Origin of the sequence: Leisingera daeponensis (assembly GCF_019801465.1) — a bacterium.
GTDB lineage: Bacteria > Pseudomonadota > Alphaproteobacteria > Rhodobacterales > Rhodobacteraceae > Leisingera > Leisingera daeponensis_A.
Map to the genome: position 1 here is coordinate 1 of NZ_JAHVJA010000006.1, position 26,117 is coordinate 26,117.

Consider the following 26,117-nt stretch of genomic DNA (forward strand, 5'->3'; position numbering starts at 1 on the left):
ATCGCCCTGACAAGAAAGAACGCGCTATTCGCCGGCCATGATGAAGGCGGCCGCGCCTGGGGCTGCATCGCTTCGCTCATTGCCACGGCGAAGATCAATGGCGTCGAGCCCTTCGCCTAATCCCGCATCTCGCCTGAAGTGATCTTGGCGACGTCGTACTTGCCGAAATATGAGATCAGGCCGTCGCCTTCACGAAATAGAATCTTGTGGCCGTCGGAATAGCTTCGTTCATTCCCGCCCTTGGCCTTGTTGAACGCGTCAAGCTTACGGGCATACGACTCGAAGCTTCGGTCCTTCACGGCAGCTAGGGATGGGTCGACGTTCTTCTTGTACGCATCCGCAAACTCGATTGCGGCTTCTGTTGCCTCTATCCTGCTGGTTTCTTTCGTGGATTTCCGGACGTGCTTCTTCGCGACCGGATCCCAGAGCCGCACGAACCAAAACGGGCTACGGCCTGTCTGATAGATCGCCAGTCTGGTTCTGACCTGCTTCAGCTTAGAGATTTTGTTCTTTGAATTTCCAGACACTCGTCACGTCCTGCTCGGTGTGTAACTTATCTGGAGGCTTTCTCACTGGCAAACGATCCTGAAAAATCGTTTTAAAACAGTGAGTTATGGTAGCGGAGGAGGGACTTGAACCCCCGACACGCGGATTATGATTCCGCTGCTCTAACCAACTGAGCTACTCCGCCGCTCTGTGTGGAGGCGATTTACGGAATGCCGCCTGCCGGGTCAAGCGGAAAAAGGGCAGAAACGCGGATTCTCGTGAGATTTTTTCTTTCCAGACTGAAAATAGTTTGATTTCAATAGGCTATCGGTTGGTTGACAAAAACGTAGCCCCTTTCTGATGCCACGCGGCAGGGCGGGCTGGCATAAGCGGCGCTTATTCGGACAGTCCGTCGAGGGCGGTCAGGTCCGGGCGGGGAAGCTTATCCAGAAGGGCGAATACCAGCGCCCGGCAAGACTCGCCGGCCCAGTCCGCAGGGTGGAAGCCCGGCGGCAGGTCCGGATGGCGCAGCACCACGCGGCGCCAGCGGTGCACGAGAAGGGTCCGCAGGGTGCCGGTCTGCGCGGGCGTCAGGCCCGCCGGCGGCGCGGATATCTTTTTCAAATCCAGCTGAAGGGCCGCGCAGGCGTCGCGCAGGTGCTCTGGAAACAGGCGCAACTTGAGCCATTCCGGCACCGCGATGGAACTCACCCCGGCGGCCATTAAATCGTCCAGGTTGCGCGGCATCGGGCCATGGCCCAGAGCGGCGGTGCGGTTCACCGCCACGTAGCTGGGCAGCAGCAGGACCTCATCCAGGGTTGCCTGGCCTGCGCCATCTTCGGCGATCAGAAGGTGCCACTCGCTTGGCGCGGCGGCATGGCGCTCATAGATCCGCGGGGTGACCGCAGCAGACTGGTTGCGGCCGTATTCGGTCAGGTAATGGACAGAGGCGCGGCCCGCGCGGCTGCTTTCAATCCAGCCGTCTTTGCGCAGCCGGTGCAGGGCCACCCGGATTGCTTCGGGCTTTATCCCCATCGGCGTAATGATGCGGGTCAGGGCGCTGCCGCTGATCTGGGCCCCCTTTTCCTGAGCGAGATCACCGAACAGCGAAACGATCACCGACCAGACCCGCTGGTTCTGCGGATCGTTCAGTTGCTGGACGGTGGCGTCAAACCAGGGGTTATGCTGTTCGTTCATAGGGATAAATATAGAACGCCCGGACCGGTTAGACCAGTCCGGGCGCAGGACAGCGTAACCGCTGCCCTGCCACTTTTCACCACTTTAAAAGGCGTTCATGGTGAGCAGTTCATACTCCGCTGCGATCTCATCGTCCTGGTTGGTTAGCGTCACGTGCCAGCGGACCTCGCCGTATTCCTCGTTGCGCGGGGTCTTTTTCTTGACCGTGAGGCGGACCTTGATGCTGTCGCCGGCGGAAATGGGTTTCATGAAGCGCAGATTGTCGAGGCCGGTGTTGGCCAGAACCGGGCCCTCGTCCGGCTGCACGAACATGCCCGCAGCAAAGGACAACAGCAGGTAGCCATGCGCGACGCGGCCCGGGAAGAACGGGTTCCGCTTGGCGGCTGCGTCGTCCATGTGGGCATAGAAGGTGTCGCCGGTGAAATGGGCGAAGGTCTCGATATCCTCCAGCGTCACGGTGCGCGGGGCGGTATGCAGGGTCTCGCCAATCGCCAGCTCGCCGAACTTGCGGGTGAAGGGGTGTGCGGGGCCTTCGATCTCGGTGCCGCCGGGGACCCATTTTTCGCCGATTGCCGACAGAATGTCGGGCGAGCCCTGGATGGCGGTGCGCTGCATGTAGTGTTTGACGCCGCGCACGCCGCCCATTTCCTCGCCGCCGCCGGCCCGGCCCGGGCCGCCGTGCACCATGTGGGGCAGGGGGGAGCCGTGGCCGGTCGATTCCTTCATCGAGTCGCGGTTGTTGAAGTACAGGCGGCCGTGGTAGGCGCCGGCGCCGATGGCAACCTCGCGGGCGACGGCCGGGTCATGTGTGATGACCGAGGCCACCAGCGAGCCCTGGCCGCGGTTGGCCAGATCGATGGCGTGATCCAGATCCCGGTAGCCCATGATGGTGGAGACGGGGCCGAAGGCTTCGGTGTCGTGCACGCGCTGTGCGTTGTCCGGATCGGCGCAGTGGAACAGCATCGGCGGCACAAAGGCGCCTTTTTCGGCGTCGGCGCCCTCCACGATGAAGCTGTCGGGGTCGCCATAGACGCGCTCGGCTTCCTTGCCGATGATTGCGGCCTTTTCCAGCACGTCGCGTTTCTGGCTGTTCGAGACCAGCGCGCCCATGCGGGTGGTTTCCAGGCGCGGATCGCCGATCTTGGTCTTCGCCAGGCAGGCAGAGAGCGCTTCGATCACCGCATCCACCTGCGCCTGGGGCGCGATGATGCGGCGGATGGCGGTGCATTTCTGGCCCGCCTTGGTGGTCATCTCGCGGCTGACTTCCTTGACGAAGAGGTCGAACTCCGGCGTGCCGGGCTGCGCGTCGGGGCCCAAGATAGACGCGTTGAGGCTGTCCTGTTCGGCCACGAAGCGGACCGAGTTTTCCAGGATCACCGGGTTGGCGCGCAGCTTCAGCGCGGTATTGGCGGAGCCGGTGAAGCTGACCACGTCCTGCATGGTCAGATTGTCCAGCATGTCGCCAAGCCCGCCGGAAACCAGCTGCAGCGCGCCTTCGGGCAGGATGCCGCTGTCGAGCATCAGTTTCACCGCCAGCTCGGTCACGTAGCAGCTGTTGGTGGCCGGTTTCACGATGGCGGGGACACCGGCCAGCAGGGTGGGGGCCAGTTTCTCCAGCATGCCCCAGACCGGGAAGTTGAAGGCGTTGATATGCACCGCGACACCGCGCAGCGGGGTACAGATGTGCTGGCCCAGGAAAGTGCCGTTGCGGCTCAGTTGCTCCACGTCGCCGTCGAGGTAGACATGGGCGTCCGGCATCTCGCGGCGGCCCTTGGAGGCAAAGACGAACATGGTGCCGATGCCGCCGTCAATGTCGATCATATGGTCGGACTGCGTGGCGCCGGTGTTGAACGACAGGTCATAGAGCGCTTGCTTGTGCTGGTTCAAGTGGCCGGCGAGCGCCTTCAGCATCCGGGCGCGGTCGTGGAAGGTCAGCTTGCGCAGGTTTGCGCCGCCAACGGTGCGGGCATAGTCGAGCATTCCTTGCACGTCGAGCGCGTCATTGCCGGCGCTGGCGATTACCTCGCCGGTGATGGCGCTGGCGATGTTGCGGGCACCTGCGCCCGGTGCGACCCATTGACCCGCTGCAAAGCTGGAAATCTCTAGAAGGCTCATGATGCTGTCCTTTTCGTCAGGCCGGCAGGGGGCCGGCTGGCTGGAATCCGATGCTGAGATATATTGACCGTCCGGTCGGTTTATGCAAGGAATTTGTCAAATGCACCGCTGACAGGGTGAGGGAGCGATGAGCGATACGATTCTGGTGGAGGACCACGGGACCTGGGTGGAGATCACCCTGAACCGTCCGGACCGGCTGAACAGTTTCAACGAGGAAATGCACAACGCCTTGCGCGCCGCGCTGGAGGCCGCGCGTGACGGCGGGGCCCGCGCGGTGCTGCTGACGGGCGCCGGACGCGGCTTCTGCGCCGGGCAGGACCTGGGCGACCGCGATCCGCGCAAGATGGACGGGCCGCCGGACCTGAGCCAGACCGTGCGCACATTCTATGCACCGCTGGTGCGGCTGATCCGTTCGCTGAATTTCCCGGTGATCTGCGCGGTGAACGGCGTGGCCGCCGGGGCAGGCGCCAATCTGGCGCTGGCCTGCGACATGGTGCTGGCGGGTGAGAGCGCCAAGTTCATTCAATCGTTTTCCAAGGTGGGCCTGATCCCGGACACCGGCGGCAGCTGGCACCTGCCGCGGCTGCTGGGCGAGGCGCGCGCCAAGGGGCTGGCGCTGACCGCTGAGCCGCTGCCTGCGAAGAAGGCCGAAGACTGGGGCCTGATCTGGAAGGCGCTGCCGGATGAGGATCTGATGGCCGAGGCGCGCGGCTTGGCGGAGAAATTCGCAAATGGCCCGACGCTGGGTCTGGGGCTGACCAAGCAGTGCATTCAGGCGGCTGCGGTCAACACGCTGTCCGACCAACTGGAGATCGAGGCGGACGCGATGAAGACCTGCGGAGAAAGCGCGGATTACGCCGAGGGCGTGGCCAGCTTCCTGGAAAAACGCGCCCCCGCGTTCAAAGGCAAATGACCATGACCCCGAAAGAGCGCGCCGAGAAATCCGCAGCCGCCATGTGGGCCGAGGACCACGCGTCCAAATGGGCGGGGATGGAGATCACACATGTGGATGAGGGCGAGGCCACGCTGGAGCTGACCATCGCCCAGCACCATTGCAACGGCCACGGCATCTGCCACGGCGGTGTCACCTTCATGCTGGCCGACAGCGCCTTTGCCTTTGCCTGCAACAGCCGCAACCAGTCGACCGTGGCGCAGCACAACGTGATCAGCTTCACCGCGCCGGGACGGCTGGGCGACCGGTTGATCGCCACCGCGCGCGAGGTTTCGCTGACCGGGCGCAGCGGCATTTACGACGTGACAGTGACCAATCAGGACGGCCAGCAGATCGCGGAGTTCCGGGGCTTTTCCCGCGCGATCAAGGGCCAGTTGTTCGACGAATAAGGTGTGGAGGACGCCATGGAAGATCTGAGCCCCAAGGAGGGTGAATTGGACCAGATCGAGATTGCCTCGATCGACGAAATCCGCAGCCTGCAGCTGGAGCGGCTGAAGTGGTCGGTGCGCCACGCCTATGACAACGTGCCGATGTACAAGCAGCGGTTCGACGAGGCGGGCGTGCACCCGGACGATCTGCAGGAGCTGAAGGACCTGGCCAAGTTCCCCTTCACCTACAAGAACGACCTGCGGGACAATTATCCCTTCGGCCTGTTTGCGGTCCCGCGCGAGCAGATCCTCCGCCTGCATGCCTCCTCGGGCACCACGGGCAAGCCGACGGTGGTGGGCTACACCGCAAATGACATCTCGCACTGGGCCGACCTGGTGGCGCGGTCCCTGCGCGCTGCCGGTCTGCGCAAGGGCGACATGGTGCACAACGCCTATGGCTACGGGCTGTTCACCGGCGGTCTGGGCGCGCATTACGGGATCGAGCGCCTGGGCGCGACCGTGGTGCCGATGTCGGGCGGCCAGACCGAAAAACAGGTCGGGCTGATTACTGATTTTAGGCCCGACGGGATCATGGTGACGCCCTCCTACATGCTGAACATCCTTGAGCAGTTCCGCAAGGCGGGCCTCGACCCGCGCGAAAGCTCTCTGAAGGTCGGCATCTTCGGCGCTGAGCCTTGGACCGACGCAATGCGCCGCGAGGTCGAGGAGGCCTTCGACATGCACGCGGTCGACATCTACGGCCTGTCCGAGATCATGGGGCCGGGCGTGGCCAGCGAATGTGTCGAGACGAAGGACGGCCCGGTGATCTGGGAGGATCACTTCCTGCCGGAAATCATCGACCCGCAGACCGGCGAAGTGCTGCCGGATGGCGAACTGGGCGAGCTGGTGTTCACCACGCTGACCAAGGAAGGCCTGCCGATGGTGCGCTACCGCACCCGCGACCTGACACGGTTGCTGCCGGGCACTGCGCGGTCGATGCGGCGGATGGAAAAGATCACCGGCCGCAGCGATGACATGATCATTCTTCGTGGCGTCAACGTCTTCCCCAGCCAGGTGGAGGAGCAGCTGCTGGCGACCGGCGGCCTGGCGCCCTACTACCAGATCGAGCTCTACAAATCCGGCCGCATGGACGCGATGCGGGTGTTTGTGGAGGCCAATCCGGATGCCGCCGATGAGCTGAGCAAGACCGCGGCGGCGCGGATGCTGACCAAGCGGATCAAGGATATGGTTGGCGTTTCGACCGAGATCATTGTAGGCGACCCGGGGTCCGTCGAGCGCAGCCAGGGCAAGGCCAGGCGCGTCGTCGACAACCGCAGCAAGACCTGACCCGGGAGAGTGAGCCTTGGCCCGCACGATCGCAAAAGACCACGATGAGAAACGCGCGCAGATCCTGAAGTCGGCAGCCAAAGTGTTTGCCGAGTCCGGCTACGACCGTGCGTCGATGACCCAGCTGGCGCGCGAATGCGGGATCTCCAAGGCAAACATCTACCACTATTACGACAGCAAGGATGCCGTGCTCTACGGCCTCCTTGATACTTACCTTTGCGAGCTGCGCGACCGGGTCTGCCGAGTGGATCTGGAGGGTCTTGGTGCCGAGGACCGGCTGCGCCGCATCGTGTCGGAGATCATGCTGGCCTATCAGGGCGCCGACCATGAGCATCAGGTGCAGCTGGGCGCGATGGGGGCGCTGCCGGAGGAGCAGCAGAAGCATCTGCGCGGCTACCAGCGCGAGATGGTACAGTTCATGAGTGATGCGCTGAAGGATGTGGCACCGGAGATTTTCAACGGTGACGCGGCCAAGCTGCGCGGCGCCACCATGTCCGTCTTTGGCATGCTGAACTGGTATTATATGTGGAATTCCGGCGCCGGATCAAAGGCGCGCGAGGATTATGCCGGGCTGGTGGCGGACCTGACGCTCAGCGGGGTCAAGGGGCTCTGACCGCGGCGCGGTTTTGCGTTCGGGTGTTTCTGCGCTAGCCTGTCCAGATATCGGAGGATGCTATGCAGAAACCTGAGAACTTCGAGAATTTCTATTACAAGAAGGTTGGACTGGGCGAGGCCTGCGGCTGCGCCGAACGGGCCATCGACATGTATGAGTTTGACCGCACTGCGGGGACGCTGAAGACGGCACCCAGCCGGAGGCGGTTTTCCTGGAATCGGTTTGCGCTGAAATACGGGCTGCTGTCGCGGAAGAAGACACCGGCAGAGTAATAGTGAAACACCCGGCGGGACGTGCCCGCCGGATGCCGTATCGTTTCAGGCCAATCAGCCCGGATTGCCCAGCAGCTGGGTGATGCGGCGCACCGCGACGCGGCGGTTGGCGCGCTCGGCGTTCAGGGTGCTTACGGCCAGGTCGCTTTCGCCGTAACCCTGCACCACCATGTTTTCCGGTGCCACGCCGAAATACTCGGTCAGCGCCAGCGCCACGGTTTCGGCGCGCCGGTCCGACAGGGCCAGGTTGTAAGTTGCGGCGCCCACGGCGTCGGTGTGGCCCTCGATCAGGAACACCTCGCCCGGGTTGCGGTCAATCAGCTCGCGCAGGGCGTTGCCCAGGGTCGCCAGCTCCTCCGCCTCCTGCGGGCGGATCACCGAGGAGCCGGTGTCGAAATTCACCGAATCCACGTTGATCACCGGCGTCAGGCGGCGCACCGCGTCGATGTTGCGGATCTGCGCCAGCGAGAAGCGGCGGTCCACGGTCTTGGCTTCCTGGGCGGCCAGTGCTGCGGCCAGGTCCTCAGCCGAGACCGCATCGGTGCTGGAGAAGGCGCGGCGGTTGTCCTGCACCTGCGGCAGCTCATTGACCACCACGCGCTCGGCCTTCTGGGTGTCGTCGAACAGCACCACGCTGCGCCCGTCCGGCAGCAGTTTGGTGCGGCGCAGCACGCGGCCCTCGGCGGAGCGGATGGTTTCCACCTCAACACCGTTCTCGCGCACCACTACGGTGCGGGTGGAGCCGTCCTGGAAGCGGTAGGTGGTCACGTTGGAGCCCGGCTGGCGCAGCAGCGCATCATCGTCTTTCAGGACGCGGTACTGGCCGTCCTGCTCGACAATGGCGCGGTCGCCGGAGTTGGAGACCACCTTGCCGCCGTTGTTGAGCAGCGTTCCGATCGCCAGGGCGCCAAGGCCAAGCAGGGCGTTGCGCTCGCGGGTCGACAGGCCGCTGTCCTCCTCAGTGGCGGCATTGGCCTGCGGGGCGGGTGCCTGGGCCTCTGCCTGGGCGTTTTCATTGACTTCGGTTTCGAATTCCTCGTCAGAGCTGCGCGCGGTTTCCTCGGTGACTACTTCTTCGGTCACTTCGGCTTCGCCTTCGGAAACAGCGCCGTCCACGGCTGCCGCGGCGGCGGCAGCGGGCTCGCTGCTTTCCTCGGCCAGGGCATCAGCCTGGGCCTGGCTGTCCTGTTCAACCAGTTCGGGATTGTCGGTTTCTTCAGCCGTCCCGCCTTGTGACTGGGCAAGGTCCGCAGCGATCTCCTCGGCGCTGGCGCCTGCGGATGCCTCGCCGCTGCCGTCAGCCTGGGGGTCGGTTTGTACCTCAGCCTCAGCCTGCGCTTCGGCTTCCGCCTGAGCTTCTGCCTGGGCCTGTTCCTCGGCTGCAGCCTGTGCCGCCGCTTCCGCTTGAGCCTGTTCTGCTGCAGCTTGTTCTTCAGCTGCGGCCTGTTCTTCTGCCGCTGCCTGCGCGGCTGCTTCTGATTGAGCCTGTTCTGTTGCGGCTTGTGCTTCGGCAACGGCCTTCGCTTCAGCTTCTTCTTGTGCCAACGCCTCTGCCAGTGCTTGTTCCTCGGCTTCAGCCTGAGCTTCAGCTTCTCCTTGCGCTTCGGCCTCTGCAGGCTGTTCCTGCGCGTCCTGCTGCCCGGCGGTTTCCGCTGCAGCGTCAGCCTGGGGTTGATCTTCGCTGACTGTTTCGGTTTGGGCTTCCGATACAGCCTCTGCCTGCGCTTCGGCTGCCTGATCAGTGGACACCGTCACCTCTGCCTCCGCAGCGCCGATGCCTGCCAGAACACTGGCGGACCGCAGATCCGCGGGCAGGGCGGGGTCAAAGGCGCCTTCGCCATAGGACTGACAGAATCTTGCGACCTTGCCGCTCTTCTCCTCGACGTCCCGACCGGCCTCCAGCTTTCTCTGCCGCCGTTCCGCACGCTTGCGACAGCGGTCCACGAGATCGCCGATCTCTGCGGCGGACATCTGGCTGAGGTCAATCTGCTTGCCGCCCTGGTTCTGCGACAGGGCGGGCATCGGGGCCGCCAGCGAGACCATCACTGCCAGCGCCGTGGATGATTTGAAAATTCCCGGTTTCATTACGGTTCCTTTCTTGTTCCGGCACATGGCCGCACAAGGGTAACGGATAAGCTCAGAAAAAGTTGCGCATTGCGCCGCAAAAAGAAAAGCCGCCCCGGGCAAGGGGCGGCTTGGATCAGGCAGTTATCCGCTGGCGGCTGAGCGTCAGACCGCCGGCGGGGGCACCATACCGATGATGTCATAGGTCTGCCGCAGGATCGGTGCAGTAATCGCGCGCGCGCGTTCGGCGCCGCGGGCCAGGATCTTGTCGATCTCGTCCTGATGCTGCATCAGCCGCGCCATCTCAGTAGAGATCGGCGCCAGTTTGGAAACCGCCAGATCCGCCAGCATCGGCTTGAACTCCGAGAATTGGCGGCCGCCGACGTCGGCCAGGACCTGTTCCACGGTCTGCTCATTCAGCGCGGCGTAAATGTTGATCAGGTTGCGCGCCTCGGAGCGGTCTTCCAGGCCATCCGCTTCGGAGGGCAGCGCTTCCGGGTCGGTCTTGGCCTTGCGGATCTTCTTGGCGATGGCATCGGCGTCATCGGTCAGGTTGATGCGGCTGGCATCCGAGGGGTCTGATTTCGACATCTTCTTGGAGCCGTCGCGCAGGGACATGACCCGGGTAGCTGCGCCTTCGATCACCGGCTCAGTCTCCGGGAAGAAGTTGACGCCGTAGTCATGATTGAACTTGATAGCGATGTCGCGGGTCAGCTCCAGATGCTGTTTCTGGTCCTCGCCCACGGGCACATGGGTGGCGTGGTAGATCAGAATGTCCGCCGCCATCAGCGCCGGGTAGGCCAGCAATCCCAGGGAAGCGTTTTGCTGGTTTTTGCCCGCCTTGTCTTTCCACTGGGTCATCCGCTGCATCCAGCCCATGCGGGCAACGCAGTTGAACACCCAGGCCAGCTGCGCGTGCTCGGGAACCTGCGACTGGTTGATCAGGATTGACTCTTCCGGGTTAATGCCTGAGGCGATAAAACCGGCACAGAGCTCGCGGGTGGATTTCTTCAGATCCGCGGGGTCTTGCCAGACGGTGATCGCATGCAGGTCGACCATGCAGAAGATGGTCTCCATATCTTTGGCCTGCCAGTCGACGAAGCGCTTCAGTGCACCGAGGTAATTCCCCAAGTGCAGGTTGCCCGAAGGCTGGATCCCCGAAAACACGCGCGGGGTGAAGCTGGTTTCGCTCATCGCGGAAACTCCCGTCTGGAATTATGCACCATCGTCGCTTACCCATGAGGCCAGGATAGGTCAACAGGCGCGGGGGATTCCGTGCCGCAAGGAGCCAGGATGAGCAGCCAGCCACATAACGCCCCTGTCAACCCGCTGCCCGCCGCCGTGGTGGCGCTGGTGCTGATCATCATCGGGATAGAGGCGGTGTTCTCGCTGGGAGCCCGCGGTATCCTCGGCGGGCCGGAGGCAATTGGCTGGCGGCTGGAGGCGGTGCAGTCCTATGCGTTTTCCAGCGATATCTTCTGGTGGATGCAGGAAAGCGGGCGCTGGGTACCGGAGCATCTGAAGCGCTTTCTTTCCTATATCTTCGTGCATGGCGCCTTTACCCACGCGCTGTTTGTCTGCGTTTTTGTGCTGGCGATGGGCAAGATGGTGGGCGAGGTGATGGGCGATCTGGCGATGGTCATCATCTTCCTGCTGTCCGGGGCCGGCGGCGCCTTGGGCTACGCTCTGCTGGTCACTTCGCCGGTGCCGCTGGTGGGCGGTTTCCCCGCGGTTTACGGGCTGATTGGCGCGTTCACTTTCCTGTTGTGGCGCTCGCTGGCCTCTGTCGGGGCGCAGCAGAGCCGGGCCTTTTCGCTGATTGCCTTCCTGATGGGCGCGCAATTGCTGTTCGGGCTGCTGTTTGGAGGCCAGAAGGATTGGGTTGCAGACCTGAGCGGCTTTGCCACCGGCTTCGGGCTTTCGTTCTTCTTGGCGCCGGGCGGCTGGGCACGGATCCGCAACCGCATCCGCCACGATTGACACCGGAGCGCTCAGGGCACCTTTAAGGCGGCATTTCCCAACGGTGGCGAAACTGCTCCGAAGCACGGCAGGCTCCGGCGTAGAAGCGTCTCAGGGGCAGGCCTCACCTGAAGGCTTGTTATCCTATGAGGAGCTGGCTTGCGGGATCAGGCCTGTTTCCGGCGGCTGAGAGCGGAGCGGAATTCCGACAGGCGGAAGGCGCCCAGGGCCTGGCCAACAGTAAAGTAGACCGCGCCGCCCAGCACCACTAGCCCGAGCAGGGACAGGTAACGCCAGTAGTCCAGCGTGAACAGCCAGCCCGCCGTTTCGGCCACGGTATAAAGCACCGCGCCCATCACGGCAGAAGCGGCCAGGATACGCCAGGCGCGGCGGCGGAAGCGGGTATCGAACCGGGCGTCCTCCCCCATGCTGCGGGTGCCGAGCGCCAGCAGAGCCACCATGGCCCAGCCTGCAGCGGAGGCGGCAATGGCGGGGGCGATCCAGCCCAGCACCGGCTTGAGGCCAAAGGCCAGGGCGGCGTTCACCGCCATCGCCACCAGCGCATAACGGAACGGGGTCCTGGTGTCCTCGCGGGCGAAATAGAGCGGCTGCAGCACCTTTTGCAGCATGAAGGCCGGCAGGCCCGCACCATAAATGGCAACCGCGACGGCGATGGCGGCGACATCTTCGGGGCCGGTGGCGCCGCGTTCATAGAGGACCGAGACCAGCGGCAGCGGCACGGTGATGAAGGCCACGGCGGAAGGCACCGCCAGCAGCAGCGAGAACTCCCCGGCGCGCGAAAGGGCGTCCTGCGAGCCTGCGCCGTCGCCAGCCCGCAGGCGGCGCGACAGGGCGGGCAGCAGCACAATGCCAACGGCTATGCCCACAACACCCAGCGGCAGCTGGTACAAGCGGTCGGCAATGAACAGCCAGCTGGCGGCCTTTTCGATGTCTGAGGCCACGTATTGCCCGACCACCAGGTTGATCTGGGTAACGCCCATGGCCAGCGCGGCAGGCACGGCCACCCGCACCAGATCGCGCATCTCGCTGTTCCAGCGCGGCAGGCCGGGGCGCAGGGAAACGCCGGCCCTTTCGGCGGCCGCCCAGACCAGCGCCAGCTGGGCCACACCGGCAACCGGGATCGTCCAGACCAGCCAAACCACCACGTCGCCGCCCAGGATCGCTCCGGCCGTCATTGCCGTGCAGGCAAATATATTTAGCAGCACTGGTGCTGCCGCTGCGGCAGCAAAGCGCCCGGTGGCGTTCAGGACGCCGGAGAACAGGGCTGCCAGTGACATGAACAGGATGTAGGGAAAGACGATGTAGCCGTATCCCACGGCCAGATCAAATCGTGCATCGCCGACAAAGCCGCCCGCCGTCAGCCACACCAGCCCCGGCATGAACACCATGCCCAGACCAACCAGGGCAAGAACCGCCGCTGCGAGCAGGTTGAAGGCCTGCTGGGCGTAAGACCGGGCGTCCTCGCCGGCCTCATACCGTTTTGAAAAGGCCGGGACAAAGGCTGCGTTGAAGGCGCCCTCGGCGAAGAAGCGGCGGAACATGTTGGGCAGGCGGAATGCGACAATAAAGGCGTCCAGCACCGGCCCCGGGCCGATGAAAGCAGCAATGAGGATCTCGCGGGCAAACCCCAGCAGACGGCTTGCCAGCGTCCAGAACCCCACGGTCAGGAAACCCGACAGCAATTTGATCGGTTTCATGTATCCGCCCGCTTGGCGCCTTCGGCAATGGCCTCGCGCAGTTTCTTCTCCAGCGTCCGCTGTTTGGATTCCGAGTAGTACTTCAAGCCGAACATGTCCTTAACATAGAAGGCATCCACCACCTGCTCGCCATAGGTCGCAATCACCGCATTGGCAATATAGACGTTGGCAGAGGCAAGAGTCCGGGCAAGATCATAGAGCAGCCCGGGCCGGTCGCGGGTATCGACCTCAATGATGGTGTAGATCTCCGACCCCTCGTTGTCGAAAGTGATATGGGTCGGCACCTTGAAGGCTTTCTCGCGCTTCTTGATCTTGTCGCGGGATTTCAGCGCGTCGCGGGTGATGACCTCGCCTTTCAGGGTTTTTTCGATCATCTGCTTCAGCCGGTGCAGGCGGATCGGGTCGAAAGGGTGGCCTTCGCTGTCCTGGATCCAGAAGGCATCGGTCACATATCCGTCCTTGGTTGTGTAGGAGCGTGCATCCACAACGTTGGCCCCGACCAGGGCCAGTGCACCGGCAATGCGGGCAAATATGCCCGGGTGATCTTCCATCACAAAGCAGGCCCGGGTCGCGTCGCGTTCCACATCCGGATAGAGCCGGATCATCACCTCACCCGGGTCGCCCTTGGCGGTGTAATCGCGCAGCATTTCAGCAAAATCCACATGCGCGGTCACATGCAACCCGTGCCAGTATGGCGGGTAGTGGCGGGCGGTTTCGGTCTTGAGATCGGCCTTGGACCAGTCCGGCAGCGCATCGCGCAGGGCCTTCTTGGCCGACGCGCCGCGGTGTTCGCGGTTCAACGCCTCCATGCCGCCCTCCAGCGCCGCGCGGGTCTGGCCGTAAAGCGCGCGCAGCAGGGCCGCCTTCCAGTTGTTCCAAGTGTCCGGGCCAACGCCTCGGATGTCGCAGACGGTCAGCAGCAACAGCAAGTCCAGCCGTTTCACCGTCTGTACTGCCTTGGCGAAATCGCGCACGGTACGGGGGTCGGCGATGTCGCGTTTCTGCGCCATGTCGGACATCAGCAGGTGATAGCGCACCAGCCATTCCACGGTCTCGCATTCCGAGGGTTTCAGGCCCAGCCGCGGCGCGACCTTGCGGGCAATTTGAGCACCCAGGATGGAGTGATCCTGCTCGCGGCCCTTGCCGATGTCATGCAGCAGCATTGCAACCATCAGCACCTTGCGGTTGAGCCCCTTGCGCAGGATTTCGGACGACAGCGGCAGTTCGTCTTCCAATTCGCCGCGTTCGATGGCGGCAAAGTTGGCGATTACCTGGATGGTGTGCTCGTCCACCGTGTAGGAATGATACATATTGAACTGCATCATCGCCACGATGGGCTCAAACTCCGGCAGGAAGGCGGACAGCACGCCAAGTTCATTCATGCGCCGGAGCGCGCGTTCCGAATTACCGTGCTTCAGCAGCAGGTCCAAGAAGATACGCCGGGCTTCCTTGTCGTTGCGCATGTCCTCGTCGATCAGGTGCAGGTTGGCGGTCACCAGGCGCATCGCGTCCGGGTGAATCAGCATGCCTGTGCGCAGCGCTTCCTCGAAGATCCGCAGCAGGTTCACCCGGTCCTCGAGGAATTCCTTGGGGTCGATCACGTCCAGCCGGTTATGCACCACCTTGTAGCCGGGCTTGATTCTGGGGCGGCGGCGGAAGATCCGCTCCAGCAGCGGCGCGCCTTTCTGCTGGCTGGCTTCAAGTTTCGTCAGGAAAATGCGGGTCAGGTCACCGACACGGGTGGCATGGCGGAAATATTCCTGCATGAAGACCTCCACGCCGCGGCGCCCGGCGCGGTCTTCGTATCCCATGCGGCTGGCAACTTCGACCTGCAGGTCAAAGGTCAGCTGCTCGGTAGCGCGGCCGGTCGCCAAATGCAAATGCGCGCGCACTGCCCACAGAAAGGTTGCGGCCTTGGCGAACAGCTCCATTTCCTCGGGGCGGAACAGGCCGAGAGGCACCAGCTCCTCGGCGTCTTGAACCTGATAGAGATACTTTGCGATCCAGAACAGCGACTGCAGGTCGCGGAGGCCGCCCTTGCCCTCCTTCACGTTGGGCTCAACCATGTAGCGCTGGCCCTGTTTCAGGTGGCGGGCATCGCGTTCGGCCAGTTTGGCATCGACGAATTCTTCTGCGTCCTGGGAGAACAGCTCTTTTTTCAGGCGCTTGTCCAGTTCTTTGGCCAGCGGTGCATGGCCTGCCAGGAAACGGTGCTCCAGCATCGCGGTACGGATGGTGTAATCCTCTCCGCCCAGCCGGACGCAATCCTTGATGGTCCGGCTGGCATGCCCGACCTTCAGCCTCAGGTCCCACAGGATGTAGAGCATGGATTCAATCACGCTCTCCGCCCAGGCAGTGATCTTGTAAGGCGTCAGGAACAGCAGGTCGACGTCAGAGGCCGGCGCCATTTCGCCCCGGCCGTAACCGCCAACTGCCATCACCGCGATCCGTTCGCCCCGGGTCGGGTTCGCCAGGGGGTGCAGCATTTCACTGGCCACAAACAAAGCAGTGGTGACCAGTCCATCGGTCAAAAAGGTGTAGGAGCGTGTCAGCTCCCGGGCAGCGAAGGGCTGTTCGGCAAAGGCTTCGGCAATAGCGGTGCGCCCGGCCTTGTTGGCCGCCTTCAGGATCTTGACCGTTTCACTGCGCAGGGCGGCTGGGGCGGTGTCCTCTGCCAGCGCTTTGATCTGCGCGCGGATGCTGACCGCGTCAAAGATGTCCGCCGGGCCGCAAATCAGCGGACCCAGCGGTTCAGGATGGCCGTTGGCTGATGGCTGCGCCGTCCGGGCGGGTTCAGAAGCCTGCGCCGGCGAAGCTGCTTGGGGCTGGGTCAATGATCACGACCTTCTGCTCTTGGATGGTGGCAACTGCCAGGCCGCGCTCATTGGTGCCGTCGGACCGCAGCCGGAAGATGCCGCCGGCCCCTTGGAAACCTGCGCCTTGGGTCAGGGCACCCGCGGTCAGCGCGTCGGACTTGCCTGCGGCAACCAGAGCGCCGATGGCGGCAATGCCATCATAGGCCAGGCTGCCGATGGAATGCGGCGCGGCCCCATAGCTGGCCTGGTAGCGGGCGCTGAACTGCTGGACCTTGCTTTGGTCCGGCAGCGCAAACCAGCCGCCCTGAACGCCGGGCAGCGAGAGGGTCTGGGGCGGGATGTCCCAGCGGGTCAGGCCGATGTATTGTTTTTCTGCCGGATCGACGCCTGCTTCCGGCAGCAGCTGCGCCAGCAGCGGCAGTGCGCCGGCCGTGGTCGAAGTCAGGAAGACTGCATCAGCACTTGCTGCTTGGGAGCGGATATTGGGGATCGCATTGATCACGCCTTGCTGCGACAGCTCATAGCCAACGCTCCCCGCAATGTTCACACCGCTCTGGCTGGCGGCGCGTTGGATCGCGCTGCGTCCGGCAGTGCCTGCGGCGTCATTGCCGCCAACAATCAGGATGTTGCGCTTGCCGTTGCGGGCGGCAAAGCTGGTCAGCCGCTGGGCAGTATTGTCAAAGGTCGGTCCCAGAATGAAGACATTACCGCCTGCAATCGCCGGGTTGTTGGAGAAAGCCAGAACATTCACGCCGCGCTGCCGCGCCGCGATACCCGCGGCATTCGCGGCTTCGGCGTAAACCGGGCCAAGAATGACGCGGGCGCCGTCGTTCAGCGCCTGCTGCGCTGCGCCGGATGCAACCTCAGGGCTGCCTGCGGTATCATAAACACGCAGGTCGATCTGCACGCCGTCGAGGTCAGCGATGGCCATCCGGGCAGCATTTTCCAGGCTCTTTGCCAGCACGCTGTCGCCCTGCTGAGCGGACCCGCGCGGTACCAGCAGCGCCACCGGAACGGGTTTGGAGGTATTGATTGTCGGGCCGGTGCCAACGGCAATCGGATCACAGGCGGTGAGGGCAATGGCGGAAACGGCTGCGGCGGCTGTCAGTGCCGCCTTGCGGGCGCGTTTGAAAACAGCAAACATAATGGCTTGAAACTCCGTTCTCCCGGCGCTGCAGCGCCGTGTGGGTTTAAGGGCGGATCATAAACGACCAAAAAGGCGGGTCCAGCGTTGAATCACCAGAATGTCATATTGTCCCCCGGGCTGTACTTTGTTGCCACGCCGATCGGCACCGCCCGCGACATTACCCTGCGGGCGCTGGATGTGCTGGCATCGGCCGATGTTCTCGCGGCTGAGGATACACGCTCGCTGCGCAAGCTGATGGAGATTCACGGTGTCCCCTTGGGCGGGCGGCGGATCATCGCCTACCATGATCACAGCGGCACCGGGGCGCGGTTGAAACTGCTGGAGGCGATTGATGAAGGGAAATCGGTTGCCTATGCGTCTGAGGCCGGGATGCCGTTGATCGCTGATCCCGGTTTTGACCTGAGCCGCGCAGCGGCGGAGGCGGGCCATACGGTGACTTGCGCCCCTGGTGCCTCTGCTGCGGTCACGGCGCTGACGCTGGCCGGGCTGCCAACGGATGCGTTTTTCTTTGCAGGTTTTCTGCCCAATGCCTCCGGCGCCCGGCGCAAGCGGCTGGAGGAGTTGCGAGACATCCCCGGCACGCTGATTTTCTATGAATCCCCTAAACGGGTGGCAGCTTCGGTTTCCGATATGGCCGCGGTGTTGGGCGACAGGCCTGCCGCGTTGTGCCGCGAGTTGACCAAGAAATTCGAAGAGGTGCGCCGCGCACCCTTGATGGAATTGGCTGCCGGGCTGGAGGAGAACCCGGTCAAGGGCGAGATCGTTCTGCTGGTCGATCGCGCTCGGGAGGCGGAAGTCAGCGAGGGCGATCTGGAAAGCGACCTGCAGGCCGCCTTGCTGGGCAACTCGGTCAAGGATGCTGCGGGGATCGTCGCAGAGATGCACGGGCTGCCCCGGCGCAAGGTATACCAAATGGCCTTGCAGCTGGCGAAGGGCAGCTGAGACATGGCCGGCGCCCGCCAGCACCGCGGTGCCCGCGCCCATATGGCTGGCGAGGCAGCGGAGGAGATTGTTGCACGCCACTATGAAAACCGCGGCTACACCGTGGCCGAGCGCCGCTGGCGCGGGCCGGGCGGCGAGATCGATCTGATCCTGCGCGGCCCCGAAGAACTGGTGTTCGTGGAGGTGAAGCACAGCTCCACCAGTGCCGGCGCGGCGATGCGGATCACGCGTCGGCAGGCGGAACGGATCTATGCCAGCGCCGGGCAGTACCTGGAAAACGAACTGCAAGGCCAGCTGACACCAGTCAGGTTCGACGCGGCGCTGGTGGATGGCACGGGCGCGGTGGAGATCATCGAAAACGCCATCGGCTTTGACTGATCCGCAGCTGCCCCATTGAACCCTGGCGTTCTGTGGGCCATGTATTCGGGCAGCTTACGAGGGATACTGCCATGAAAATCGCCTTCCAGATGGACCCGGTCATGGGCGTGAACATCAACGCTGACAGCAGCTTCCGCCTGGCCGAGGAAGCCCAGGCGCGGGGGCATGAGCTGTTCTACTACGGCCCCGACCAGCTGGCCTATCAGGAAGGCCGCATCACCGCCCGCGGCCACGATATGACCGTGCAGCGGGTGGAGGGCGCCCCGGCGGTGCTGGGGCCCGAACGCGAGGTTGATCTGGCGGATTTCGACGTGGTCTGGCTGCGCCAGGACCCGCCGTTTGACATGCACTATATCACCTCGACCCACCTATTGGACATGCTGAAGGGGCAGGCACTGGTGGTGAACGACCCGTTCTGGGTGCGCAACTACCCGGAAAAGCTTTTGGTGCTGAACTTCCCGGAATTGACCCCGCCGACCACCATCGCCCGCGATCTGCAGACCATCAAGGCGTTCAAGGAAAAGCATGGCGATGTGATCCTGAAGCCGCTGTACGGCAACGGCGGCGCCGGCGTGTTCCGGTTGGATGCCAATGACCGCAACCTCACCTCACTGCATGAGCTTTTCACCGGCTTCAGCCGCGAACCGCTGATCGTGCAGAAGTTCCTGCCCGACGTCAGCAACGGCGACAAGCGGGTCATTCTGGTGGATGGCGAGCCGGTTGGCGCGATCAACCGCGTGCCTGCGGCAGGTGAGACCCGCTCGAACATGCATGTGGGCGGCCGGCCCGAAAAGATTGGTCTGAGCGAGCGTGACCTGGAGATATGCGCCGCCATCGGACCGCTGTTGCGCGAGAAGGGCCAGATCTTTGTCGGCATCGACGTGATTGGCGACTACCTGACCGAGATCAACGTGACCTCCCCGACCGGCATTCAGGAACTGGAGCGGTTCGACGGCGTGAATATCGCTGAGAAGGTCTGGCAGGCGATCGAAGCGAAGGTCTGAGATGTGCTCCGGTTCGGGGTCATCCCGGCAGCCTGAAGCTCAGCGCCTCGGCAAAATGGGGACGCTGCACGTGTTCCTCGCAGGCTAGATCTGCAATCGTGCGTGCGACTCGCAACACGCGGTGGTAGCCGCGCGCGCTGAGGCCAAAGCGTTCAGCCGCGCGGACCAGCAGATCGCGGCTTTCGACGTCAGGGGCGGCGATTTCCTCCAGCAGCGCGCCCTCGGCGTCGGCGTTCTGGCGCAGGCCGGGGTGGTCCTGAAACCGGGCGGTCTGCACTTCCCGCGCAATTGCCACCCGCCGGGCGACCTCAGCAGAACCTTCGGCGCTGGGCGGCAGTTCCAGGTCGGCCAAATCGACCGGCGGCACGTCCAGATGCAGGTCGAACCGGTCCAGCAGCGGGCCGGAAATCCGGCCCAAGTAATTTGCCCCGCAAATAGGGGCCTGCGAACAGGCACGGTTGGCATCGGCCAGAAAACCGCATTTGCAGGGGTTCGCAGCCGCTACCAGCATGAAACGGCTAGGGTATTTCACATGCGCATTGGCACGCGCCACCATCACCTCTCCTGTCTCCAGCGGCTGGCGCAGGGTCTCCAGCACCGGGCGGCCGAATTCCGGCAGCTCGTCAAGGAACAGCACCCCGTTGTGGGCCAGGCTGATTTCTCCCGGCTGCGCCCGCCGCCCGCCGCCCGCTATGGCGGCCATGGAGGCGGTGTGGTGCGGCTCTCGGAAAGGGCGGGCGCGGCTGATGCCTCCCTCGTCGATCAGCCCGCACAGGGAATGGATCATTGAGGTTTCCAGCGCCTCCGCCGGCGTGAGCGGCGGCAGGATCGAGGGGAGCCGTGCCGCCAGCATTGACTTTCCAGACCCGGGCGGGCCGACCATCAGCATGTGGTGGCGCCCGGCGGCGGCGATTTCCAGCGCTCGCTTGGCGGTCTCCTGCCCCTTAACATCGCGGAGGTCCTTGCCGCCTAGCCCGAGGACAGCTTCCCCCGGTGCGGCAGGTTCGATTCGCCGCTGGCCGGTGAAATGCTGCACCACCTCGGTCAGGGTGGCGGCACCGATCACCTGGGCCGCATCGACCCAGGCGGCCTCCGGCCCTGAGGGTTTCGGGCAGAGCAGCATCCGGCCTTCCTCCGCCGCTGTGACCGCTGCGGGCAAGGCTCCGGCCACGGGCATCAGCTGGCCGTCCAGCGACAATTCGCCAAGGGCAATGGTTTCCTCAGCCTTTTCCGCCGGGACGATGCCGATGGCGGCCAGCAAGGCGAGCGCAATCGGCAGGTCAAAATGGCTGCCTTCCTTGGGCAGATCCGCGGGTGACAGGTTTATAGTGATCCGGCGCGAGGGCAGGGCGATGGACATCGCCGCAAAGGCTGCCCGCACCCGCTCGCGCGCTTCCTGGACCGCCTTGTCCGGCAGGCCAACCACCGAGAAGGCAGGCAGGCCGGGAGCGACGGCGCATTGCACCTCGACCTGGCGGGCCTCGACGCCCTGAAAAGCCACCGTGTAGGACCGTGCAGTCATCTCTCCCCGCCTCTCGAAAGGTCAGGGAGAGATGCTTGGAAATCGTGGTTTCCAATTCGTTAACGCGCTTAGACGCGCGTCGCGAATTCACGAAGATTTCGCGCAGGCCGTCTGTTCAGTCCAGCGACCAGGGCCGCTTTGGCAGGTCCATTGCATAGGGTTCCGGGTCGTAGCTGACCTCCTGCGCCAGCGCTTGCCACTTCAGAACCGCCGGGTCGGACAGCAGGAGCTTGCAGAAGGCGCGGGTTTCTGCGGAAACCGGCAGGCCATATCCCACGATCCGGGCGGCAACCGGGGTGTAGAACACATCTGCCAGAGAATAGTCCCCGAACAGATAGCCGCTGCCGTGGCCGGAAACCTTGCGGGCATGGGCAAACAGCGCCTCGAGCCGGTCCAAGTCGGCCTTCACACCGCGCGACATCTCGAAGCCTTCATAGATATGGGCCAGCTGCATCGGGCATTCGCCACGCAGGGCCGAGAAGCCGCCGACCATTTCCGCTGCCAGCCAGCGCGCCGTGGCACGCTGTGCAGGATCGGACGGCCACAGCCCGGCGTCCGGGTGGCGTTCGGCCAGAGTCTCGGCAATGGCCAGGCTTTCGCCAACCATCAGGCCCTCCGGCGTGCGCAGCGCGGGCACCAGCCGCGCGGGTGCCAGATGCGCCATTTCCTGCGCCATGGTTCCGGAATAAAGCTCCACCATATGCACTGTATGGGGCAGTGAGAATTTTTCGAGCATGAGCCAGCCGCGCAATGACCAGCTGGAATACATGCGGTCGCCAATATAGATTTCATAAGCCATGACAGGAGGCTATCGCGGGGCGGCACATTTCAAAATGGAATGTTTGTGATGGCAATATTCACGGAAGATGATTGATAACCCCGGCTTGCCAGCCGTCTGGACCATAGGAGACTTCACTGACCGACAGGTTGTCGATCCGGTGGGCGAAAACCTCTTCCGCGGTCAGCATCTCCGCCCGCTGAATCTGGGTGAGGATCTGGCCGAAATGGCCGACCACAATCAAGTCGCGGCCTTGATGAGTTGCGATCAGCGCGTCAATGGCGGCATTCACCCGGGCGCAGACTTGGTGCCAGCTTTCACCGCCTGGCGGGGTCACATCCCCGGGCGTTTCCCAATAGGCGCGGATGCGCTCCGGGTCTTCGGCGTCCACCTCGGCCCAAGTCCGCAGTTCCCAGGCTCCGAAATGAATTTCCCTCAGGGCCCGGGCATGGGGCAGGCGTTCCCGGCGGCCCTGGATGGCGCTGGCGGTTTCAGCTGCGCGGGAGAGGTCGGAGGACACAACCAGGGCCTTGGCAGGCAGATATTCCGACAGGCGGTTGAGGGCCGCCGTGTCAGACAGGTCTGCCGGTAGATCAGACCAGCCGACCATGCATTTCGCATGGGTCGGCCCGTGCCGCACCAGATAGAGCCGGGTGGTCACAATACCCCTTTCAGCACCAGAGGCAGCCCGGCCGTCACCTGAACCACGGTGTCCGCACGTGCCGCCAAGGCAATATTGAGCCGCCCTTGGGCTTCGCGGAAACGGCGTGCGAGTTTGTTCTCCGGCACGATGCCCAGCCCGGTTTCATTGGAGACAATGACCACATCTGCCTGGCAGCGGCCGATGGCGGACAGCAGCTCTTCTGTGGCGGCGTCCAGATCGTGCTCGGCCAGAAAGTGGTTGCTGAGCCACATCGTGGCGCAATCCATCAGGCAGACTTGATCCGAGAAAAGAGGGGCCAGCACATGCGCGGCTGTTTCCGGTTCCTCAACAGTCGTCCAGCCCTCCCCTCTTTGTTTGAGGTGCCGGGACACTTTTTCGCGCATCTCGGCGTCGAAAACCTGCGCAGTTGCCCAGTAAACTTTGTCTTTTCCGGCATTTGCGCATAGTTGCTCGGCAAATGCCGACTTCCCTGAGGCGGCGCCCCCCAGAATAAAAGTTACATTTGCAGGCATTTTTTGCTAACCTGTGAGTCCGAAGCCGTTCCTGTGGGTAACTGCAGGGCCCGGTGAAGACAAGAGACCGCAGCGTTCCGGGGTTCCACTTTTTCAGGCCGGGAAAGACTGCGCAGGGGCCAAGGTACATTTAGCTTTTCCGTTTTGGCCTTTGGATGAGCCGCGAGACGCATCCAGTGCGCTGTAGCTGCCGGCCTATGAAAACCGGGCCCCCGATTGTTCCAAGCACGCCCCCAGGCGGCAGTTTGTTAATTAGTTTCCGGGGGGAAAACACATGGCACTTGATCAAACAGTCGAAAACCCATTGCCGAGGCAGGCAATGAAGGCGGAACTGCTGGATGCGGAGACCGAGCGGCGTCTGGCTTATGCCTGGCGGGATGACCGCGACGTCGAATCGCTGCACCGGCTCATCAACGCTTACATGCGCCTGGCGATTTCCATGGCGGCCAAGTTCAAGCGGTACGGGGCGCCGATGAACGACCTGATCCAGGAGGCGGGCCTGGGTCTGATGAAGGCTGCAGACAAGTTCGACCCTGACCGCGGCGTGCGGTTCTCGACCTATGCGGTTTGGTGGATCAAAGCGTCGATCCAGGATTATGTGATGCGCAACTGGTCGATGGTACGGACTGGCTCGACCTCCTCGCAGAAGTCGCTTTTCTTCAATATGCGCCGCGTGCAGGCGCAGTTCGAGCGCGAAGCGCGCGCCACGGGCGTGCCGCTGGACAGGCATCAGCTGCATCAGAAAATTGCCTCCGAAATCGGTGTGCCGCTGCGCGATGTCGAAATGATGGAGGGGCGTCTGTCAGGTGCCGACTTCTCGCTCAACGCGATCCAGTCCGCGGATGAAGAAGGCCGCGAATGGATTGATGCGCTGGAAGATGAAGCCTCACAGGCCGAAGAACTGGTGCAGGAACAGCATGACCGCCGCCAGTTGCGTAAATGGCTGGTCTCGGCACTGCAGTCGCTGAATGAGCGCGAGCGTTTCATTATCACCGAGCGCAAGCTGCGCGAACGGCCCCGCACGCTGGAAAGCCTGGGCACCGAACTGGGCCTGTCCAAGGAACGGGTTCGCCAGCTTGAAGCCGGAGCGTTCCAGAAAATGCGCAAGTGCCTTGAAGGCCAGTCGCGCGAGGTGCACAAACTGCTTTCATGAGAAAGCGGAACAGTCTCCTTAAGATCATTTCAAGCGCTGCCGCTCTGGCGGCGCTTGGCCTGTCTGGCGCCCGCGCAGATTCGGTTTCTGCCGCAGCGGACGCGCTGCGCGGCGCGGATGTGGTGATCCTTGGCGAAGTGCACGATAACGCTGTCCACCATTTGCGGCAGGCAGCGCTGCTGTCGGTGCTGGAGCCGAAAGCCGTGGTCTGGGAGATGCTGACCGCGGAACAGGCCGCAAAGCTGGAACCGGGTACGCTTGCCGACGCAGAGCAGACGGAAAGCCTATTGGACTGGGCTGCCAGCGGCTGGCCGGAGTTCACCCTATATGCACCTGTCTTCGCGGCGGCCAAGGGCGCGCGTCAGTACGGCGCGCTTGTGCTGCGGGAACAGGCGACCGAAGCCATGGAGCAGGGTGCGGCTGCCTTTTTTGGGGCAACGGCTTCTGCCAGATTTGGCTTGGATCAGCCGTTGCCGGAAGAAGAGCAGGCGGTGCGGGAAGCGGATCAGCTGGGTAATCACTGCAATGCGATACCTCAGGAAATGCTGCCGGTGCTGGTCGACTTCCAGCGCTTGCGGGATGCAAGCTTGGCAGCCGCCGCGGACAAGGCACTAACTGAAACAGGCGGACCGGTGGCCGTCATTACCGGGAACGGCCACGCCCGAACTGACCGGGGGATAGCGGTCTACCTCGCCATGGCCCGTCCAGATGCAGATATCCGCAGCCTGGGCCAGTCTGAAGACGGGCAAATCAGCGGTGTTTTTGACCTAGTGCTAGATGCGCAGGCGGCCGAACGGCCAGATCCCTGTCTTGCCTTCCGCAAGAACGGCTGACAACTTCACACTTCTGCCGCGCCGCAGTAAGGTCGCGGGAAACCGGGCAAGGATGCGCTGATGCTGGCTGGCAAACATATTCTTCTGATCATCGGCGGCGGCATTGCGGCCTACAAGTCACTGGAACTGATCCGGCGCCTGCAGGATCAGGGTGCACGGGTGACGCCTGTGCTGACCAAGGCCGGCGCTGAGTTCGTGACACCGCTGTCGGTCTCCGCTTTGTCCGGAACAGCCGTGCATCAGGAGCTGTTCGACCTGACAGCGGAGGCTGAGATGGGGCATATCCAGCTGTCCCGCAGCGCCGATCTGCTGGTGGCGGCGCCTGCCACTGCCGATCTGATGGCCAAAATGGCGCAAGGCCACGCGAATGATCTCGCTTCGACCCTGCTGCTGGCGACAGATACTCCGGTGCTGCTGGCGCCGGCCATGAATGTGCGCATGTGGGAGCACCCGGCGACCCGGCGCAATCTGCAGGCGCTCAAAGAGGACGGAGTGTCCTTTGTTGGTCCCAATGACGGCAGCATGGCTTGCGGCGAATTCGGACCCGGCCGGATGGCCGAACCGGAAGAGATCCTGGCGGCCATCGCCGCCAAGCTTGCGGACGGGCCGCTGAAGGGCAAGCGCATTCTGGTGACCTCCGGTCCGACCCATGAGCCGATCGACCCGGTGCGCTATATCGCCAACCGCTCCTCCGGAGCGCAGGGGGCAGCGGTGGCCTGTGCTCTGCGCGATCTGGGCGCGGAGGTGGTATTTATTACGGGCCCGGCAGCGGTCCGCCCCCCCGAGGGCGTGCAGGCAGTGCCGGTGGAAAGCGCCCGCGAGATGGAGGCGGCAGTGCAGGCAGCACTGCCTGCGGACGCCGGCGTCTTTGCCGCCGCGGTGGCGGACTGGCGGGTGGCCAGCGCCTCCGACCGGAAATTGAAGAAATCCAAGGACGGGCTGCCGGTGCTGGAGTTCGCGGAAAACCCCGACATTCTGAAGACCGTTTCGCAGATGAAAAACGGCCGCCCCGGGTTGGTGGTAGGGTTTGCTGCCGAGACCAACGATGTGGTGGAAAACGCTACTGCCAAGCGCAAGCGCAAGGGCTGCGACTGGATTGTGGCAAATGATGTCTCGCCTGCAACCGGCATCATGGGCGGCAGCGAGAACGCGGTGATCCTGATTTCTGATGACGGGGCCGAAGAGTGGCCGCGCATGGGCAAGGGCGAGGTCGCGCGCAGGCTGGCAGACCGGATTGCTGCAGCGCTGGCCAAGTGATTTTGAGTATTTAGGCAAAG

At 63.5% G+C, this 26,117-nt stretch carries 24 protein-coding genes and 1 tRNA gene; 12 read left to right on the forward strand and 13 right to left on the reverse strand.

Annotated elements, in window-relative coordinates; all coding sequences use genetic code 11:
* Positions 1-116 precede the first annotated feature (116 nt).
* The 4 genes from KUV26_RS13710 to paaZ all read right to left on the reverse strand — a co-directional run bounded on the left by KUV26_RS13710 (position 117) and on the right by paaZ (position 3,798).
* Entirely contained in the window at positions 117-527 is a 411-nt protein-coding gene (locus tag KUV26_RS13710) for a hypothetical protein (RefSeq protein ID WP_222508758.1), read from the reverse strand.
* An 87-nt stretch (positions 528-614) separates the two neighbouring features.
* Positions 615-691: transfer RNA gene (locus KUV26_RS13715), tRNA-Met, on the reverse strand.
* Positions 692-882: 191 nt separating this feature from the next.
* Positions 883-1,683, reverse strand: coding sequence for a PaaX family transcriptional regulator C-terminal domain-containing protein (locus tag KUV26_RS13720; RefSeq protein ID WP_222508759.1), 801 nt, complete (start codon positions 1,681-1,683; stop codon positions 883-885).
* A gap of 84 nt (positions 1,684-1,767) precedes the next feature.
* Positions 1,768-3,798, reverse strand: coding sequence for a phenylacetic acid degradation bifunctional protein PaaZ (paaZ, locus tag KUV26_RS13725; RefSeq protein WP_222508760.1), 2,031 nt, complete (start codon positions 3,796-3,798; stop codon positions 1,768-1,770).
* 127 nt (positions 3,799-3,925) lie between these two features.
* Here paaZ and paaG point away from each other — a divergent pair, with 127 nt between their 5' ends.
* The 5 genes from paaG (at position 3,926) to KUV26_RS13750 (ending at position 7,350) form a co-directional block, all read left to right on the forward strand.
* Entirely contained in the window at positions 3,926-4,711 is a 786-nt protein-coding gene (paaG, locus tag KUV26_RS13730) for a 2-(1,2-epoxy-1,2-dihydrophenyl)acetyl-CoA isomerase PaaG (protein ID WP_222508761.1), read from the forward strand.
* A gap of 2 nt (positions 4,712-4,713) precedes the next feature.
* Positions 4,714-5,139, forward strand: coding sequence for a hydroxyphenylacetyl-CoA thioesterase PaaI (gene paaI, locus KUV26_RS13735; RefSeq protein ID WP_222508762.1), 426 nt, complete (start codon positions 4,714-4,716; stop codon positions 5,137-5,139).
* Positions 5,140-5,154: 15 nt separating this feature from the next.
* Entirely contained in the window at positions 5,155-6,465 is a 1,311-nt protein-coding gene (gene paaK, locus KUV26_RS13740) for a phenylacetate--CoA ligase PaaK (RefSeq protein ID WP_222508763.1), read from the forward strand.
* Positions 6,466-6,481: 16 nt separating this feature from the next.
* Positions 6,482-7,078: a TetR/AcrR family transcriptional regulator gene (locus KUV26_RS13745; protein WP_174147346.1), complete on the forward strand. Its 597-nt coding sequence runs from the start codon at positions 6,482-6,484 to the stop codon at positions 7,076-7,078.
* 62 nt (positions 7,079-7,140) lie between these two features.
* The gene (locus tag KUV26_RS13750) at positions 7,141-7,350 is read left to right on the forward strand and encodes a hypothetical protein (RefSeq protein ID WP_222508764.1); all 210 of its coding nucleotides are present in this window, start codon (positions 7,141-7,143) and stop codon (positions 7,348-7,350) included.
* Between the two features lie 54 nt (positions 7,351-7,404).
* On the opposite strand, the gene KUV26_RS13755 is transcribed toward KUV26_RS13750, so the two are convergent.
* Both KUV26_RS13755 and trpS read right to left on the reverse strand, forming a co-directional pair.
* Complete coding sequence (locus tag KUV26_RS13755) at positions 7,405-9,435, reverse strand: OmpA family protein (RefSeq protein ID WP_222508765.1); 2,031 nt, start codon at positions 9,433-9,435, stop codon at positions 7,405-7,407.
* 144 nt (positions 9,436-9,579) lie between these two features.
* Positions 9,580-10,608, reverse strand: coding sequence for a tryptophan--tRNA ligase (gene trpS / locus KUV26_RS13760; RefSeq protein ID WP_222508766.1), 1,029 nt, complete (start codon positions 10,606-10,608; stop codon positions 9,580-9,582).
* 99 nt (positions 10,609-10,707) lie between these two features.
* Here trpS and KUV26_RS13765 point away from each other — a divergent pair, with 99 nt between their 5' ends.
* Positions 10,708-11,394: a rhomboid family intramembrane serine protease gene (locus KUV26_RS13765; protein WP_222504770.1), complete on the forward strand. Its 687-nt coding sequence runs from the start codon at positions 10,708-10,710 to the stop codon at positions 11,392-11,394.
* A gap of 146 nt (positions 11,395-11,540) precedes the next feature.
* Here KUV26_RS13765 and murJ read toward each other — a convergent pair whose 3' ends face one another.
* From murJ to KUV26_RS13780, 3 genes are read right to left on the reverse strand one after another with little or no spacing between them, the layout of a single operon-like run.
* Positions 11,541-13,091 carry a murein biosynthesis integral membrane protein MurJ gene (gene murJ, locus KUV26_RS13770; protein ID WP_222508767.1) on the reverse strand — a complete coding sequence of 517 codons (1,551 nt, stop codon included), beginning with the start codon at positions 13,089-13,091 and terminating at the stop codon, positions 11,541-11,543.
* Positions 13,088-15,925 (reverse strand): [protein-PII] uridylyltransferase, encoded by a 2,838-nt coding sequence (locus tag KUV26_RS13775; protein WP_222508768.1) that lies wholly within the window; start codon positions 15,923-15,925, stop codon positions 13,088-13,090. The genes murJ and KUV26_RS13775 overlap by 4 nt, the downstream gene beginning before the upstream one ends.
* A complete protein-coding gene (locus KUV26_RS13780) occupies positions 15,885-17,051 on the reverse strand; it encodes a penicillin-binding protein activator (protein WP_222508769.1) in 1,167 nt (388 codons plus the stop codon). The genes KUV26_RS13775 and KUV26_RS13780 overlap by 41 nt, the downstream gene beginning before the upstream one ends.
* Before the next feature lie 87 nt (positions 17,052-17,138).
* Here KUV26_RS13780 and rsmI point away from each other — a divergent pair, with 87 nt between their 5' ends.
* The 3 genes from rsmI to gshB all read left to right on the forward strand — a co-directional run bounded on the left by rsmI (position 17,139) and on the right by gshB (position 19,378).
* Positions 17,139-17,996 (forward strand): 16S rRNA (cytidine(1402)-2'-O)-methyltransferase, encoded by an 858-nt coding sequence (rsmI, locus tag KUV26_RS13785; protein WP_222508770.1) that lies wholly within the window; start codon positions 17,139-17,141, stop codon positions 17,994-17,996.
* 3 nt (positions 17,997-17,999) lie between these two features.
* Positions 18,000-18,374 (forward strand): YraN family protein, encoded by a 375-nt coding sequence (locus KUV26_RS13790; RefSeq protein WP_222508771.1) that lies wholly within the window; start codon positions 18,000-18,002, stop codon positions 18,372-18,374.
* 71 nt (positions 18,375-18,445) lie between these two features.
* Positions 18,446-19,378 (forward strand): glutathione synthase, encoded by a 933-nt coding sequence (gshB, locus tag KUV26_RS13795; protein ID WP_222508772.1) that lies wholly within the window; start codon positions 18,446-18,448, stop codon positions 19,376-19,378.
* Positions 19,379-19,397: 19 nt separating this feature from the next.
* Here gshB and KUV26_RS13800 read toward each other — a convergent pair whose 3' ends face one another.
* From KUV26_RS13800 to cobU, 4 genes are all read right to left on the reverse strand, one after another.
* Positions 19,398-20,900, reverse strand: a complete 1,503-nt coding sequence (locus KUV26_RS13800) for a YifB family Mg chelatase-like AAA ATPase (RefSeq protein ID WP_222508773.1) — start codon at positions 20,898-20,900, stop codon at positions 19,398-19,400.
* 115 nt (positions 20,901-21,015) lie between these two features.
* The gene (locus tag KUV26_RS13805) at positions 21,016-21,699 is read right to left on the reverse strand and encodes a glutathione S-transferase (protein WP_222508774.1); all 684 of its coding nucleotides are present in this window, start codon (positions 21,697-21,699) and stop codon (positions 21,016-21,018) included.
* A gap of 58 nt (positions 21,700-21,757) precedes the next feature.
* The gene (locus KUV26_RS13810; RefSeq protein WP_222508775.1) at positions 21,758-22,339 is read right to left on the reverse strand and encodes a histidine phosphatase family protein; all 582 of its coding nucleotides are present in this window, start codon (positions 22,337-22,339) and stop codon (positions 21,758-21,760) included.
* The gene (cobU, locus tag KUV26_RS13815) at positions 22,336-22,854 is read right to left on the reverse strand and encodes a bifunctional adenosylcobinamide kinase/adenosylcobinamide-phosphate guanylyltransferase (RefSeq protein ID WP_222504780.1); all 519 of its coding nucleotides are present in this window, start codon (positions 22,852-22,854) and stop codon (positions 22,336-22,338) included. The genes KUV26_RS13810 and cobU overlap by 4 nt, the downstream gene beginning before the upstream one ends.
* 274 nt (positions 22,855-23,128) lie before the next feature.
* Between cobU and KUV26_RS13820 the strand changes: the two genes are divergently transcribed.
* From KUV26_RS13820 to coaBC, 3 genes are read left to right on the forward strand one after another with little or no spacing between them, the layout of a single operon-like run.
* A complete protein-coding gene (locus KUV26_RS13820) occupies positions 23,129-24,007 on the forward strand; it encodes an RNA polymerase factor sigma-32 (protein WP_222504781.1) in 879 nt (292 codons plus the stop codon).
* The gene (locus KUV26_RS13825; protein ID WP_222508776.1) at positions 24,004-24,840 is read left to right on the forward strand and encodes a ChaN family lipoprotein; all 837 of its coding nucleotides are present in this window, start codon (positions 24,004-24,006) and stop codon (positions 24,838-24,840) included. Before KUV26_RS13820 ends, KUV26_RS13825 begins: the two co-directional genes overlap by 4 nt.
* A 60-nt stretch (positions 24,841-24,900) precedes the next feature.
* The gene (gene coaBC, locus KUV26_RS13830; RefSeq protein ID WP_222508777.1) at positions 24,901-26,097 is read left to right on the forward strand and encodes a bifunctional phosphopantothenoylcysteine decarboxylase/phosphopantothenate--cysteine ligase CoaBC; all 1,197 of its coding nucleotides are present in this window, start codon (positions 24,901-24,903) and stop codon (positions 26,095-26,097) included.
* The last annotated feature ends 20 nt before the right edge of the window (positions 26,098-26,117 follow it).